11 protein-coding genes are annotated in these 14,851 nt (G+C 69.4%); 5 read left to right on the forward strand and 6 right to left on the reverse strand.

All coding sequences use genetic code 11. The features are described from left to right. Positions 1 to 6 precede the first annotated feature (6 nt). Positions 7 to 1,557 carry a right-handed parallel beta-helix repeat-containing protein gene (locus KGQ19_RS31545; RefSeq protein WP_212015923.1) on the forward strand — a complete coding sequence of 517 codons (1,551 nt, stop codon included), beginning with the start codon at positions 7 to 9 and terminating at the stop codon, positions 1,555 to 1,557. A 179-nt stretch (positions 1,558 to 1,736) separates the two neighbouring features. Beyond that, positions 1,737 to 2,795, forward strand: coding sequence for a WD40 repeat domain-containing protein (locus KGQ19_RS31550; protein ID WP_212015925.1), 1,059 nt, complete (start codon positions 1,737 to 1,739; stop codon positions 2,793 to 2,795). A 124-nt stretch (positions 2,796 to 2,919) separates the two neighbouring features. Here KGQ19_RS31550 and KGQ19_RS31555 read toward each other — a convergent pair whose 3' ends face one another. Continuing rightward, a complete protein-coding gene (locus KGQ19_RS31555) occupies positions 2,920 to 4,152 on the reverse strand; it encodes an alpha-L-fucosidase (RefSeq protein WP_230419746.1) in 1,233 nt (410 codons plus the stop codon). A gap of 95 nt (positions 4,153 to 4,247) precedes the next feature. On the opposite strand from KGQ19_RS31555, the gene KGQ19_RS31560 reads away from it, so the two are divergent. Continuing rightward, a complete protein-coding gene (locus KGQ19_RS31560; protein WP_212015927.1) occupies positions 4,248 to 5,027 on the forward strand; it encodes an AraC family transcriptional regulator in 780 nt (259 codons plus the stop codon). A 20-nt stretch (positions 5,028 to 5,047) separates the two neighbouring features. Here the strand turns inward: KGQ19_RS31560 and KGQ19_RS31565 are convergent, their stop codons facing one another. From KGQ19_RS31565 to KGQ19_RS31580, 4 genes are all read right to left on the reverse strand, one after another. Beyond that, positions 5,048 to 6,568 carry an SDR family NAD(P)-dependent oxidoreductase gene (locus KGQ19_RS31565; protein WP_368862188.1) on the reverse strand — a complete coding sequence of 507 codons (1,521 nt, stop codon included), beginning with the start codon at positions 6,566 to 6,568 and terminating at the stop codon, positions 5,048 to 5,050. Between the two features lie 152 nt (positions 6,569 to 6,720). Next, a complete protein-coding gene (locus tag KGQ19_RS31570) occupies positions 6,721 to 10,143 on the reverse strand; it encodes a S8 family serine peptidase (protein WP_212015929.1) in 3,423 nt (1,140 codons plus the stop codon). Between the two features lie 369 nt (positions 10,144 to 10,512). After that, entirely contained in the window at positions 10,513 to 11,181 is a 669-nt protein-coding gene (locus KGQ19_RS31575) for a hypothetical protein (RefSeq protein WP_212015931.1), read from the reverse strand. 89 nt (positions 11,182 to 11,270) lie between these two features. Further along, positions 11,271 to 12,914: an alpha/beta hydrolase gene (locus tag KGQ19_RS31580; RefSeq protein ID WP_212015932.1), complete on the reverse strand. Its 1,644-nt coding sequence runs from the start codon at positions 12,912 to 12,914 to the stop codon at positions 11,271 to 11,273. Between the two features lie 42 nt (positions 12,915 to 12,956). Between KGQ19_RS31580 and KGQ19_RS31585 the strand changes: the two genes are divergently transcribed. Beyond that, positions 12,957 to 13,373 carry a PPOX class F420-dependent oxidoreductase gene (locus KGQ19_RS31585; RefSeq protein WP_212015934.1) on the forward strand — a complete coding sequence of 139 codons (417 nt, stop codon included), beginning with the start codon at positions 12,957 to 12,959 and terminating at the stop codon, positions 13,371 to 13,373. 6 nt (positions 13,374 to 13,379) lie between these two features. Continuing rightward, a complete protein-coding gene (locus KGQ19_RS31590; RefSeq protein WP_212015936.1) occupies positions 13,380 to 14,159 on the forward strand; it encodes a YqjF family protein in 780 nt (259 codons plus the stop codon). Here the strand turns inward: KGQ19_RS31590 and KGQ19_RS31595 are convergent. Then, entirely contained in the window at positions 14,137 to 14,829 is a 693-nt protein-coding gene (locus KGQ19_RS31595; protein ID WP_212015940.1) for a RibD family protein, read from the reverse strand. The two genes, KGQ19_RS31590 and KGQ19_RS31595, sit on opposite strands and share 23 nt — an antisense overlap. Positions 14,830 to 14,851: the final 22 nt, after the last annotated feature.

Consider the following 14,851-nt stretch of genomic DNA (forward strand, 5'->3'; position numbering starts at 1 on the left):
GAACGCATGGCACACCTCCCCGCCCGCCGCGGCATCGTCTGGACCGCCGCGGCCGCCAGCTTGGCCCTCGGCACCGCGGCACCTGCCTATGCCCACGACTCCGGCCACCGCTCCAGCACCGCCTACTACGTCGACTGCTCCCGTTCCCACGACGGCAACGGCACCGCCGCCCAGCCCTGGAACTCGCTGGCCGACGCGAACAAGCCGGTCTTCGCCCCCGGCGCGCACCTCCTGTTCGCCCGCGGCTCCACGTGCGTCGGCACGCTCGCGCCGCAGGGCTCGGGTGTCGCGGGCGCGGACATCGTGGTGGACGCGTACGGCTCCGGCACGCTGCCCCTGCCGCGGATCGACGGGAACGGCGCACTGGAGACCGTCTCCCTGCACAACCAGCAGTACTTCGAGATCCACCACCTGGACGTGACCAACGCCGCCGACCCGGGTACCAAGCACCGTGGCATCCACGTGGACGCGCAGGACGTCGGCAAGCTGTCGCACATCGTCATCTCCGGCGTGGACGTGCACGACATCCTGGGCGACGACACCAAGGACGCCGACGGCAGCGACGGGATCGACGTCAGCGTGCACGGCACGACCGTCCCGACCTGGTTCGACGACGTGCGGATCACCGGCAACACCCTGACTCACGTGAACCGCGAGGGGGTCGTCACGGCCTCCTCCTGGGCCCAGTACAACGGATTCCAGGAGCACCCGTTCACCCACGTCCTGATCCGGGGCAACGACCTGGCCCGCACCGGCGGCGACGGCATCGTGGTCGAGCAGGTCTCCGGCGCCCTGGTCGACCACAACACGCTGGCCGGCTTCAACGTCGCCTCGCAGGGCTACAACGCGGGCATCTGGCCCTGGGACTCCGACCACGTGACGTTCCAGTACAACGACGTCTCCGGCGGCCACGGCCACCAGGACTCGATGGCCTACGACATCGACGACTTCACCGACACCATCGTCTACCAGTACAACTACAGCCACGACAACGACGGCGGCTTCGCGCTGATCTGCGGCACCGCCGACGGCTACGTCCGCAACTCGGTGATCCGCTACAACATCAGCCAGGACGACTCCTACCGCGGCGTCGAGAACTGCTCCGGCCCCTCCGGCCCGGTCCAGGTCTACAACAACACGATCTACGTGAAGCCCGGCGCCGGAATGCAGGTGCTGCGGGAGAACAACGACAGCACGGCGCGCGCCGTGCAGTTCACGAACAACGTGGTGGTGAACGCTGGCGCACCGAGCGACGCGACGTTCGGGCTGTCGGCGACGACGAGCTACAAGCTGGCCGACAACACGTTCTTCAACACGGCGACCGCGCCGGGCACCGGGACGCTGACCACGAACCCGCTGCTGGTGGCCGGCGGGACGGCGACGGGTGTCGGGACTCACGCGAACGGCTACCGGCTGTGCGCCGGGTCCCCGGCGCTGGGCAGCGGGATCGCGATCGCGGGCAACGGCGGTCGGGACTACTTCGGGAATGCGATCCGGGCTGGCGCTCCGGATCGGGGGGCTTATGCGGGAGCAGGAGTGCGCAGCTACGGCACATGAGGCTGAGCGGCTGAGTAGCTGAGTAGCTGAACGACCGAACGACCGAACACAGCGTGCAGCGGCATCCGGAGGGGAGCCGCTGCGCGCTGTTTCTGTTTGTCCTGTGGGGGCTTGCCGCCGCTACCGATCCTGGAACCTTCCAGGACCGTTCCTGAGCGCAGGCGCCTAGCCTCTGAACTGTGAAATCGCTGAGGTCCGCTCAAGGGGATATCCGCCGCCGCACCGTCATCCTCGGCGGCCTGGGAGCAGCGGTCTTGGTCGGCGTTCCCGCAGCGGTCCTCGCGTCGGACACGTCCGACGGAACACCCTCGACCACCCGGAAGAACCCGGCCGCTGCCCCCAAGACGGGGATGCTCCTCGCCACCCTCGGCAGCGACACCGAGATCCTGTCGGTCGCGTTCAGTCCGGACGGCAAGACCGTGGCGACCACCGGCGACGACGACGGAAACGTTCGGCTGTGGGACGCGGCCACCGGCCGTCGTGTCAGTACCCTCACCGGCTACACGCCCCGCAGGCTCAATTCGATAGCGTTCAGCCCGGATGGCAGGGCCCTGGCCGCCGGCGGCGAAAGCGGTGTCGTGCAGCTGTGGGAAACGAGCACCGGCCACAGCGCTGCCACCTGCACCGTCGCAAACCGCGGCGCCCACATCCTTTCGGTGGCGTTCAGCCCGGACGGAAAGACTCTGGCCGCCGGTGACACCGACACCCAGGTCCAGCTATGGGATGTGGCCACCGGCCGCGGCACCGCCACACTCGCCCACCCCGTCGACTACCCGTTCATCAACTCGGTGGCGTTCAGCCCGGACGGGACGACCTTGGCCGTCGCCGGCGACAGCGGGGTCAAGCTATGGGACGCGGCCACCGGAAAGACGACCGTCACCCTCATCGGAAGCACCGGTCAGGCGGCCAGTTCGGTGGCGTTCAGCCCGGACGGCAGCACCCTGGCCGTGGCCAACGGCTCAGCCTTTCTGTGGGATGTGGCCACCGGGCAGTTCACCGCCGGCCTGAGCAGTGACATCCACCAGGGCGTCACGGTTGTGGCATTCAGCCCGGATGGCAAGACCCTGGCCGTTGGCAGCAAATACGGCAAGGCCACGCAATGGAATGTGGCCACCGGAGAGAACACTCCCACTCTCGTTCGCCCTGCCATCTCTGCTCCAATGGCGTTCAGCCCAGACGGCAGGACTCTGGCTGCCTTCAGTAGCGCCGCGAACAATGTCCAGCTATGGAGTGTCTGATAGTCGCCGGCTCCGCTGCGCCCGCTGCGTGCTGCTCAGCCGCAGCGCGGCTCCGCGCCACGCCGCGCCTCATCTCAGCTCGGCCGCAACGCAGCCCCGCCTCTGCCTCGCCCGGTAGCTCAGCTCAGCTCCGCCCCTCCCCGCGATACAGCTCGATCTCCCCGTCCAGCTCGACCGCCAGCACCGTCACCACCGGATCGGCCACGCTCGGCACGTCGATCGCCAGCACTCCTGGTATCTCGGCGAAGCCCCCGTACCGGCGATGCGTCAGCTCCTCCCCGGTGGCCAGTGCCGTCACCCGCTTGACCCGACTTGTCAGACCCTTGATGGTCACCGGGTCGCGCGGCGGGTCGTAGCAGAACACGTAGAGCGTGCGCTGGTCGGTGGCGACCGTCGTCGGGGCGTAGACGTGCCCGGCCGGGATGCCGCGTGTGGTGTCGAACACCGCCGGTTCGTTGCGCTTGATCCAGCGGCCCAGCGCTTCCAGGCGCGAGGTCTGCTCCGCCGGGATCGAGCCGTCCGGGCGCGGGCCGACGTCCAGGAGTAGGTTGCCGCCGCCGGCGATGGTCTCGACAAAGGTGCGGACCAGCAGGCTGAGCGGCTTGTGGTCCTGGTCGTTGCGCTGGAAGCCCCAGGAGTTGTTGATCGTGTAGCACAGCTCCCACGGCCCGTCCGGCGGCGTGATCGGCGCGCCCTGCTCGGGCGTCGCGTAGTCGCCGTGGCCGAGCAGGCGGGAGTTGAAGACCATGTCCGCCTTCATCGCCGTCAGCTGCTCGCGCAGCTCCGACATGCGCCACTGCTCTTCCGGACGCTCCCAGTCGCCGTCGAACCACAGCAGGTCCGGCGCATAGGCCTCGACGACCTCCTTCAGCTGCGCGCGGTGGAACTTCAGGAAACGGGACCACGCCTGCGGATCCTCCGCGATCTGGCCGCCTTCGTACTCCTCCCGGCTGTGGAAGGGGTAGTCCGGGTGCGACCAGTCCAGGTGGGAGAAGTAGACGCCCACCTTGAGCCCCGCGTCCCGCATCGCCTGCGCGTACGGGGCCATCAGGTCGCGCCCGGCCGGCGTCCGCTTGACCACGTTGAGATCGTTCTCGGCGGTCTCCCACAGCGCGACGCCGTCGTGGTGCTTGGACGTCAGCACCGCGTACCGCGCGCCGGCCGCCTTGAACAGCCGGGCCCATTCGGCCGGGTCGTAGGCGCTCGCGGTGAAGCCGTCGAGCTGCTTCATGTAGTTCTCGTAGCTGATCTCGCCGTTGTAGAACGACCAGGACTCAGGGATGCCGTTGACGGCGTAGATCCCCCAGTGGACGAAGATGCCGAGCTTGGCGTCGGCGAACCAGGGCTGCATGGTCATGGTTCACTACGCTAGGCGCGTTCAGCTGTGCTGTTGATCGGTCTGGATCACCGATACTGGTAGATTTTCACCATGGGGTGTTCACTATGAACACTATGCTCACTACGGAGTCAGCAGCCGGTCCGCCCCTGGTGGCCAACGCCGGGGTCGGGGTGCACGGCATCAACACCGCGGTGGACGTCTTCCGGCTACCGGATCTGTGGCAGCTGCACCTGTACGGCTACAGCGCCGCGTTCGCCGTCGACGGCCGGTGGCACGAGCTGCGGCCCGGGACCGTGAGCCTGGTGCCGCCCGGGACCACGGTCGAGTTCCGGTATCGCGGACGCTCAGAGCACTTATACGTGCACTTCGCCATGCCCGGACGGCGCGATCCGCTGGTGGGCAACGCATTCGTCGGCGATGCGGGCTCGGCGCTGCCGGTATTGCGGGAGCTGCTGCTCGATGCGGTCGCGGCGTTCCCGACCTCGCCTTCGCGGTCGGCGGCCGCGGTGTGGGCGGCGTTGTGGCGGGTGTCGGACCTCGCCGACGCCGATGCGGACGCTCTGACCACCGCGCCGGGGAATCCGGTGGTCGCGGCAGTGGTGCGGCGGATCGAGGAGCGGTTGGCGGAGCCGTTGGTGGTGGCGGAGTTGGCGCGGATCGCCGGGGTGTCGCACAACCAGCTCACGCGGCTGTTCCACGAGCACGTCGGCGACACGGTCGTCGGCTACATCGCTTCGCGGCGGATGGCTCGGGCGTTGCATCTGTTGCGTGCGTCGACGTTGTCGGTGACGGCGATCGCGGCGGCTGTCGGGATTCCGGACTTGCAGGCGTTCAACAAGGCGTGCCGGAGGGCTTTCGGGGCCTCGCCTCGGGCCTTACGGCTGGGACGGTAGGTAGGGACCTACCACCGGACCTACCACCCCGCGTTGGCATAGTCCTTCAAGAAGCATCCATACAAATCCTCCCCCTGCTCGCCGCGCACGATCGGGTCGTAAACCCGAGCCGCGCCGTCGACGAGGTCCAATGGGGCGTGGAAGCCGATGTCGGCCAGGCGGAGGCGGTCGGGGTGGGGGCGTTCGTCGGTGATCCAGCCGGTGTCGACGCTGTTCATCAGGATGCTGTCCTTCTGGAACATCTCCTTGGCGCTGGTGCGAGTCAGCATGTTGACGGCGGCCTTGGCCATGTTGGTGTGCGGGTGGCCGGCGCCCTTGTAGCCACGGCTGAAGACGCCCTCCATGGCCGAGACGTTGACGATGTGCTTTCGCGCGGCCGGGGAGGCCTTCATCGCGTTTCGCAGCCTGCTGATGAGGATGAACGGTGCGGTCGAGTTGCAGAGCTGGACTTCCAGCAGCTCGATCGGGTCCACGTCTTCGACCGTCTGCACCCAGGAGTTGGTGTCGGCCAGGTCCGGGACCAGACCGCCGGCGTCGATGGCGGTGCCGGCCGCGATGCGGGCCGGGGTGGCCGAACCGGCGGTGAGGGCCAGGTTCACGAGGTCGGTGGCGCCGACGCTTCTGGGCCCGACCACGCCGCTGGCTGCGACCCCGACGAGGTCGGCCGCGATCGACTCCGACGAGCGGGTCTGCCCCGGCAGCGCGATGAGGCCGGAGCCGGTGAAGCGTCCGAAGGAGACCAGTTCGGGCAGCGGCCCGTCGGGCAGGGGCTGTGCCTCGGCGCGGATCAGTGGCTCGTAGGCGGCCGGTGAGCGTCGTACGGTCTGCGCCGCGTTGTTGACCATGATGTCGAGGGGGCCTTCCGCCGCGACGGAGTCGGCCAGCGCCACGACTTGGGCCACGTCCCGCAAGTCGATGCCGACGACGCGCAGGCGGTGCAGCCACTCGCCGCTGTCGGCCATGGCGGCGAAGCGGCGGGCGGCGTCGTTCGGGAAGCGGGTGGTGATGGTCAGGTGCGCGCCGTCGCGCAACAGGCGCAGGGCGATGTACATGCCGATCTTGGCGCGGCCGCCGGTGAGGAGGGCGCGCTTGCCGGTCAGATCGGTGCGGGCGTCGCGGCGCTTCCAGTTCTCGGCGGCGCAGTCGGGGCACAGCTGGTGGTAGAAGGCGTGCACCTCGCGGTAGCGCACCTTGCAGATGTAGCAGCCGCGCTCGCGGAGCAGCGTTCCCGCCACGATGTTGCCGGAGTCGGCGGTCTGCGAGCTCAGGGGGATTCCCTGGGTCTCGTCGTCGATGCGGCTCGGCGCGCCGGTGGCGGTCTTGGCGATCACTGCCCGGTCCGCGGCCTGCACCCGGGCCTGCCGCTCGGCCCGGCGGCGCACCTTGACGCTCTTGTAGATGCCGGCGGTCGCGCGGCGCACGGTCACCGCGTCGGGGTGCTCGACCGGCAGTTCCTCGACCTCGGCCAGGATGTCGAGCAGCAGGGCCAGGCGCTCCGGCGCGATGCCGGGTCCCGGAGCCTCATCTGTTTCAGAGAGCACAGTGGCCCCGTTGGATGGCCTGCTCGCGACATCGTCCTGCTCGATCACCCGCACAAATCTACCTGGCGTGCGGGGCTGCTCCCGCCAAGTGGAAAACCAGCGGGCGCCCGAACCGCCGAGGTCCGGGCGCCCGCGTCAGTGGTGCGGCGGTGCTACTTCACCGTGTAGCTGTACGGGATGCCCGTCAGCTCATCGGCGGTGCCGTAAGCGGCGTTGTACGTGTTGACGTACAGCTCGCCGCTCACCTTGCTGCCGCTGTTGCCGGTCGGCGTGAAGGTGACGGTGACCGTCCCGGTCTGGCCGGGCTGGATGGTCACCGGCGCCAGCGCCGGGGCGGTGGGGTCGACGCCCTGCAGCCACAGGTCGCCGGTACCGGCCACGGCCGTGCGGTCGAAGGCCAGCGTGGTGACGCTCTGGGCCTCGGTCGCGCTGCCGGAGACCGCGGCGTTCGTCGGGCCCAGCGGGGTCGGGTCCTGGCCCCAGACGCCCTGGGTGAGCCACGGCGAGTCCACGGTGACCGCGGCGGTCAGGCCCTTGGAGACGCCGTAGACCTCGGGCTGGCCGGACGGGCCGCTGGTGGAGAAGTCCGCCGGGATCGTCGAGGACTGCGACGCGCGCAGCTCCGTGGTGTGCGTCGGGATCTGGAACGAGGGCTGCGGACCGGTGGTGGCGAACGGCAGGGCCACCGTCGCACCCAGCGGCTGCTGCGCCGGCAGGTCGTAGTCGGCGCTGCTGTTGAGCCGCGGGTCGGCGAACACCGTCAGCGGGGCCGCGCCGGTGTTCTTGATCGTCACCGTGGCGGTCACCGCCTTGCCGGCCGCCAGCTTGCCGGAGGGCAGGCCCTTGGCACTGGCGTCGACTGTGTTGTAGCGGAGCTGACCGTTGAAGGCGTCAGCCAGGTCGCCGGACAGGATCGCCGGGTTGTTGTCGTCCAGGAACAGCACCCAGCGGCCGGCGGCCGGGGTGTTGACGTAGCCGGTCAGCGAGGGCAGCAGGCTCTGGTTGCCCTGCGCGTCCACGGCGAGGTTCGTGCTCAGCGACACCACCTGGTGGTCCGGGGACTCCAGGAACGCCGAGACCGCGTGGCTGCCGGTGAACGTCAGGTTCATCGCCAGGTTCTTCTTACCGCGCGGCACGTCGAAGTAGTACGACTCGGTCTGCGACGGCGTGTTCGCCCGGCCGTTGCCGCCGGTCAGCGTGCCGGTGAAGGCACCGCCGTCGTTGTTGGTGGAGATCAGCGTCCGCTTGGTCACCGGCACCGTGGTGCTCTGGTGGAACCCGGTGGTGAACGCCAGCGCCGCCGAGACGTCGCCGGGGTTCTGGCCCAGCGTCTGCTTCACCGTGAACTTCTGCGACTGCCCCGGCTTCAGTACGGCGTTCGCCGGGCTCACCGAGCCGACGTCCTTGTACTTGGTGGCCAGGAAGTCGTAGCTGACGTTGCCCTTGAACCCGGTGGCGTTGGCGTTGGCGTAGAAGTACGCCGTCCACTTCCCGGCCGGCGGGTTCGCCTGGTCGACCTGCGCGTAGTTGGTCGTGCCCTGCGGGCTGTTCCAGTTCTCGTACTCGCCGTTCGGGCCGACCAGCACCAGCCGCAGCAGCGTGCTGGTCCCGGCGCAGGCGCAGGTGGCCGTGCCGGTCAGGTGGTCGGCGCCGGCCGGCACGGTGAACGTGGTGCTGAACCAGTGCCGCTTCAGGCCGGAGGTGCCCAGGGTGTAGCCCTCGTAGAACCACGGCGAGTTCGGGTCGGTGAAGTCCACGGCCTTGGTGCCGCGCACGTCCCCGACCGTGGTGTCCAGCTCGCGCACGTTCGCCGCGACGGTCTGGGTGTTCGGGCTGGTGTTGGTCAGCGTGACGGTCGCGGACTGCTTCGAGCCGCCGTTGCCGATCAGCGAGACCTGGGTGTCGCCGGCGCCGGTGGTGGCCAGCAGGCCGTCGCCCTGCGCCTTCGGCGAGCCGTTGCCGTCCTTGACCGACATCGCCATCCGGACCGCGCGGTAGGTGTTCAGCTCACCGGCGCCCTGCTGGTCGGCCGGCAGGCCCAGGTCGCTGGCCGAGGAGGTGAGGATCTGCTTCACCAGGGCCGGCGCCGGGCGCACCCCGCCGTGGGTGTTCTCATACGCCTCGATGACCAGCGCGGCGCCGCCGGCGACCAGTGGCGAGGCCATGCTGGTGCCGCCGAAGTCCTCCAGCGAGGCCGGGTTGCCGTTGTAGTCCACACAGGCGCTGAACCGCGCCTCGGGGCTGCACAGCGCCCAGCCGCCCTGGCCCGGCGCGACCAGGTCCGGGACCCGGTCCCGGACGTTGGTGCCCGAGGAGGACAGCGCGGCGGTGTTGTTCGAGGCCCAGCTGCTGGCCAGGTTCCGGGTGCCGCCGCTGCCGGTCTGCGCCTGGTCCCGGAAGGTGGTCGTGGCCCCGACGCTGATCACGTCCGGGTTCACGGCCGGCTGGCCCTCGGTGTTGGTCACGCCGCCGTCGCCGGTGGAGGTGACGACCGTGACGCCGGCGGCCACCGCCGCGTCGTCGGCCAGGCTGGTGACGTCCAGCCCCTCGGTGGGCTGCGCGTTGCTGCCCAGCGACTCGTTGATGACGTCGACGTTGTCCACGTTCACCGCGTAGTCGATGGCCTGCACGATGGTGGAGTCGAAGACCAGGTTGGCCGCGCCGAACACGTTCAGGCCCACCAGCGAGGCGCCGGGGGCGATGCCGCGCACGGTGATGTTGCAGCCGGCCGGCAGCGCGTGGCCGGGCATGACGTACTTGGACAGGTCGTAGCTGTGCAGGCCCTGCGCGGCGATCGCGCTGGCGTCGCCGTAGGCCTCGTCGCCGCTCTCGGCGCCGTTCGGGTCGGTGCCGGAGAAGTCCTGGTAGTCACTGAACACCGGGGTGCCGTCGGCCCGGGTGAAGTCCGGGTTGTTGATGTCCAGCCCGTCGGCGATCCACGCGACCTTCACGCCCTTGCCGTCGACCAGGTTCTGGGCCTGCGGCTGGCTCTTGTTCAGGAAGGCGGTGTCCGTGGTCTGCAACGCCTCCGGCTCCAGCAGCGGCTTGCCCGGGTCCGACGGGCAGGTGCCCGGCAGCACCTTGTTCGCCGGGGTCTGGCCGTCGGCGCCGGTCCCGGCGGTCCCGCCGGCGGCGTCGGCGATGGCCGCCTTCTGCGCGTCGCTCAGGTCGTTCACGACGCGCTGCTGGTCGCTGACGACCGCCTCGACGTCCGGGTTCTGCCGCAGGTTCGCGGCCTCGGCGTCGGTCATCTTGGCCGAGAAGCCGTTGATCACCGAGTACTTCTTGATGTCCTGGGCGCCGGTCGCCTGGGCGCTGCTGACCAGCGGGGCCTGGTCGGCGGCGGTGGTCGCGAGGCGCTTGGTCTTGGCGGTCTTGACCGACAGTTCGGGGTGCTGGTTCTTCAGGAGCACGATCACGGGGTGCTTCGCGCCGGTGGACAGCGCGGCCAACTGCTGGGCCGCACTGGGCCGGGCGGGCGCCGGACTGGCCAGGGCGGCGGCGGAGGTGCCGACTCCCAGTCCCAGCGCCGTGACCGCGACGACCGCGATGCGGTGCCTGCGGGCAAACTGCATGGTGTGCCTTTCTCCCGGCGCGCGGCCACGCCGCCACGCGCCCCCTTTGAGATAAAACCTCCGGTGATGCCTTACGGGGTCGTGCAACGAGCTGCGGGGAATAGCAATACAACTACGGCATTGCGATGATCGATACTCGTCACAGTAGAGGGTGTCAGGAACCTCAGAAAGACGTAGACGCTTCTACGTTGCGACACGCCTGGACTTGCGCTCACCTCGTGATATGCGGGCGGGAATCCGTCTACGCGGTAAGGGGCGGGCAAGGGGTGTGCCGGTAGAAATACCGTCGGGGCGGGGATCCGAGATCCCCGCCCCGACGGCGTATTAGCACTTTTATATTAAGCGGCGGTTGGGCCGGAGCTGCGCGGTTTAGAAGAAACCGTCGTCGTTCCCGCCGCCGTCGTTGTTGTAGTCGCCGCCGTCAAAGCCGCCGCCGCTGAAGTCGCTCTGCTGGTACTGGTCCGGCTGCTGGTACTGGTCCGGCTGCTGGTACTGCTCGGGCTGCTGGTACTGCTCCGGCTGGTACTGGTCCTGGCGGTACTGGTCCTGCTGGAACTGCTCTTGCTGGAACTGCTCTTGCTGGAACTGCTCTTGCTGGTACTCGCCGCGCTGGTCGTCGTGGCCGCGCTCCTCGAAGCCGCGCTCGTACGCCTGCTCCTCGTGCTTGTTCTCATCGCCCTCGAGCATCTCGCCGAGCAGCATCCCGCCGACCAGGCCGGCCGCCCCCGCGCCGATCACCGCGCCGGTGCTGTGGCCCTGCCGCTGCGGCGGCTGCTGATACTGCGGCTGCTGGTACTGCGCCTGCTGCGGGTAGCCCGGCTGCTGGGCCGGGTAGCCCTGCTGCGGATAGCCGGCCTGGGGATAGCCCTGCTGTGGATACCCCTGCTGTTGGACCGGCTGGTAGTACGGCGGCTGGGTGGTCTGGATGCGCTGCGCACAGTACTGGCAGACCTCGACGGGTCGCGCCACGCCCCACTGCGGCTGCCAACTGACGTTCACTGACGCCTGGCCGTGCGCCGGATCGAAGAAGCAGATCACGGGTGTCCCCCATATCGTTGAGCCTTCCGCGATCCTAAACGGGTTACGGCGCAGATGGGTTCCCGCGTGCGATCTCTCTCACGACCGGCTCACGCCGTGCAGCGCTCCCCCACCGGCGGCAACGTACCGCTCACCAGGTACGCCTCCATCGCCGACTGCGCGCACTGGTTGCCGCTGCCGAACGCGGCGTGCCCGGTGCCGACCCGGGTCAGCAGCCGCGCGTTGGCGAAGCCGTTGGCCAGGTTCACAGCGTTCTGGTAGGGCGTCGCCGGGTCCGCGGTGGTACCCACGACCAGGATCGTGTCCGACCCCTGAGCCTTGATCACGTGCGGCTTCTGCTGGGTCTGGAAGGGCCAGTTCGCACACATCGGCTGCGCCAGGTCCCCGGGGGCCAGATTGGAGTTGAGGATCGACGCCCCGGTTTTGAGCTGGTTGTACGCGCTCTGCACCGCCGCGGCGCTCGGCGTCGGGGTGGTGAAGTCGGCGCAGCGCACCGCTATCAAGCCGTTCTGCTCGGTGCTGTAGTGGCCCGACTGGTCCCGGCCGTCGTACTGGTCGGCACCGGCCAACAGCTCCGATCCGTCGCCGTTCTTCATCGCCTTGGTCAGCGCCTCACGCAGGTACTTCCACCAGTCCGAGCCGACGTCGCCGTACAGCCCGATGACGACGCCGGTCCAGCCGAGCGTCTGGTCCAGCGGCCGGTTCGGGTCGTCGGTCGGCAGCGGGTGGTCCTGCAGGCCGTCGATGAAGTGGCCGAGCTGCTGCGCCGCGGCCGTCGGGGTGCCGGACAGCGGGCAGGAGGAGGCGTAGTTGGTGACGCAGTCGCCGGCGAACTTCTCCAGCGACTGCTCGAAGCCGAGCTGCTGCTGGACGTTGGCCTGGAGCTGGTCGGCGTTCGGGTCGACGGCCCCGTCCAGGACCATGCGGCCGACGTTGGCCGGGAACTCCTCGGCATAGACCGAACCGATGTAGGTGCCGTAGGAGATGCCGAGGTAGTTCAGCTTCTTGTCGCCGAGGACCTGGCGCATCAGGTCCATGTCCTGCGCGACGTAGTTGGAGCCCACGTAGGGCAGCAGGTCGCCGGAGTTCTTCTCGCAGGCCGCTGCCAGGTTCTTGCTGTCCTGCTCGGCCTTGGCGGCGCGCTGCGTCGGGTCCTTCGGCGGATCCTGCTCGGAGAGCGCGTCCTGGGTCTTGTCGTTCTGGCAGACGATCGGGTCGCTGCGGCCCAGACCGCGCGGGTCGAAACCGATGATGTCGTAGTGCGCGTGCAGCGCGCCGTCGAACTCCTGCTTGGACTCCTCGACGAAGTCCACGCCGGAGGCGCCGGGACCGCCGGGGTTGGTCAGCAGCGAGCCGACCTTGGTCGCCGGGTCCGCGGCCGGCCACTTCACCAGGGCGAGCGAGACGTATTTGCCCGACGGCTTGGTGTAGTCCAAGGGGACATCGACGGTGCCGCACTGGAAGGCACTCAGGTCCGCACTCGGGTCGTCGGACGGCTCGCTGGTGCACTTGCCCCAGGAGATCTGCTGGGCGTCGAAGGCCTGCACCGTGCTGAACTTGCCGCTGGGCAGCGCGCCCGCGTTGCCGGTGCTGCCCGAACCGCCGGAAGAGCCGCCGCTGCCGCCGCTGCCGCCGACCGAGCCGCTGGAAGTACATCCGGCCACCAGGGTGGCGCCGAGCACCATCGCCACGACGGATATGGTCCGGCCCCGACGTGCCCCGAATGACTTCATGCGCTCATGTGTATCACCTCTTCCTGACCCTAGAATCACGATATGGATGCCTTCTTGGAACTCCTTAAGGAACGTGGCCAAGCCACGCTGGCGACTATCAAGAAGGACGGTCGGCCCCAGCTGTCGGTGATCAACTACGCGTACGACCCCGCCGAGCAGGTGATCCGCGTCTCGATCATCGACGGCCGGGCCAAGACCCACAATCTGCGCCGCGACCCGCGCGTGACGCTGATGGTGCAGCCGGACACCTACCAGTACGCGGTGTACGACGGCGACGCGGAACTGTCCGCGGTCGCGCAGTCACCGGACGACGCGGCGGTCGAGGAGTTGGTGGCGCTGTACCGGGCGGCGGCCGGCAAGGAGCACCCGGACTGGGACGAGTACCGGGCCGCGATGATCGCCGACAAGCGGTTGGTGCTGCGGATCCGGGTCACGCACGCTTACGGCATGGGGATCTGAGGCGGGATGACTGCGCCGGGGGCGGTCCCAGTCAGCGAGCCCGAACCGGTCACGCCTGATCCGCCCCCACTGCCCGGCCGGCCGCTGATGACACAGTCCTGGCTCGACGCGACCTTTCTCCACTGGGCCCTCGATCCGGAAGCCGTGGCGCCGTTGCTGCCGGCCGGGGTACTGCCCGACATCATCGACGGGGTCACCTACGTCGGGCTCATCGCCTTCCGCATGCACCGGATCGGGTGGTGGCCGCTGCCTGGGATGCCGTATCTGGGGACGTTCCCGGAAACCAATGTGCGGCTGTACTCGGTCGACTCGGCGGGGCGGCGCGGTGTGGTGTTCCGGTCGCTGGAAGCCTCCCGGATGCTGCCGGTCGCCACCGCGCGCTCGGCGTTCCGGCTGCCGTACCGCTGGGCCCGCATGTCCGCCTACAACCACGACGACATGTATTGGTACGCCTCCCGACGCCGCGAACCCGGCCTCCCGCCGGCGAAGAGCCTGATCGGCGTGCGGGTCGGGGCCGCCGTCGAGGAACCGAACGCGGTGGACCACTTCCTGACGGCCCGCTGGCGACTGCACTTCACGCTCGGCGGCCGGACGGTGCACATGCCGAACGCGCATCCGCGATGGCCGCTGCACCACGCGGAGCTGTTGGCGTGCGAGGAGGATCTGGTCGCCGCCGCGGGTTTGCCGGGCGTCGCCGCCCGGCCGCCGGACAGTGTGCTGTTCTCGCCGGGAGTGCCGGTCCGGTTCGGGTCGCCGCGCGCCGTCAGTCGTGGCGGACGCGGCTGATCAGGTAGCGCACAAAGACCAGATCGCCGATCGGCCGGGTCTCCGCGAGCGTCATGCGGTGCCGCGCGTTCTGCGGGAACTCGGCGGCGCGGACGAAGCGCGGGGCCCGGTCGTCGCCGACGAAGAACGGGGCGATCGCCAGATGGATCTCGTCGGCGAGGTCTTCGGCGAGGAACCGGGTGTGCAGCGAACTGCCGCCCTCGACCATCAGCCGCTGGACGCCGCGTTCCAACAGATCCGCGAGGATGCCGGGGAAGTCGACGAGCGCCCCGGCCGGGACGACCTCGGTGTCGTCCACGGCGGCCAGCCGATCGGCCTGCGCCGGCACCGCGGCGTCGGCGCAGTAGACCAGCTTGCGGCCGCCGGTCGTGAAGAAGCGCGCCGCCGGGTCCAGCGCGCCCGCGCCGGTCACCGTCACCTTGATCGGGTGCTCCGGAAGGCCGCGCCGCACCCGGTCGGCACGGCGTTCCGGATCGCGGATCAGGAGCCGCGGGTCGTCGCGCCGGATGGTCTCGGCGCCGACCATGATCGCGTCCGACGCCGCCCGCAGCGCGTCCACCCGGTCGAAGTCCGCGTCGTCGGAGAGTATGAGGCGGTCGGGGGTGGTGTCGTCGAGGTGGCCGTCCAGGGACATGGCGGCGCTGAGGATGACGTGGGGGCGCTCGGGCATGGAGTCATCGTCGCATCGGGGG

This window comes from Catenulispora pinistramenti (genome assembly GCF_018274385.1).
Taxonomy (GTDB): Bacteria; Actinomycetota; Actinomycetes; order Streptomycetales; family Catenulisporaceae; genus Catenulispora; species Catenulispora pinistramenti.

Excerpts from the sequence above, each read along its gene's own strand:
- KGQ19_RS31545 (WP_212015923.1), top strand. The coding sequence starts at position 7 with ATGGCACACCTCCCCGCCCGCCGCGGCATCGTCTGGACCGCCGCGGCC.
- KGQ19_RS31555 (WP_230419746.1), bottom strand. The coding sequence starts at position 4,152 with ATGACCATGCAGCCCTGGTTCGCCGACGCCAAGCTCGGCATCTTCGTC.
- KGQ19_RS31560 (WP_212015927.1), top strand. The coding sequence starts at position 4,248 with ATGCTCACTACGGAGTCAGCAGCCGGTCCGCCCCTGGTGGCCAACGCC.
- KGQ19_RS31570 (WP_212015929.1), bottom strand. The coding sequence starts at position 10,143 with ATGCAGTTTGCCCGCAGGCACCGCATCGCGGTCGTCGCGGTCACGGCG.
- KGQ19_RS31580 (WP_212015932.1), bottom strand. The coding sequence starts at position 12,914 with ATGAAGTCATTCGGGGCACGTCGGGGCCGGACCATATCCGTCGTGGCG.
- KGQ19_RS31585 (WP_212015934.1), top strand. The coding sequence starts at position 12,957 with ATGGATGCCTTCTTGGAACTCCTTAAGGAACGTGGCCAAGCCACGCTG.
- KGQ19_RS31590 (WP_212015936.1), top strand. The coding sequence starts at position 13,380 with ATGACTGCGCCGGGGGCGGTCCCAGTCAGCGAGCCCGAACCGGTCACG.
- KGQ19_RS31595 (WP_212015940.1), bottom strand. The coding sequence starts at position 14,829 with ATGCCCGAGCGCCCCCACGTCATCCTCAGCGCCGCCATGTCCCTGGAC.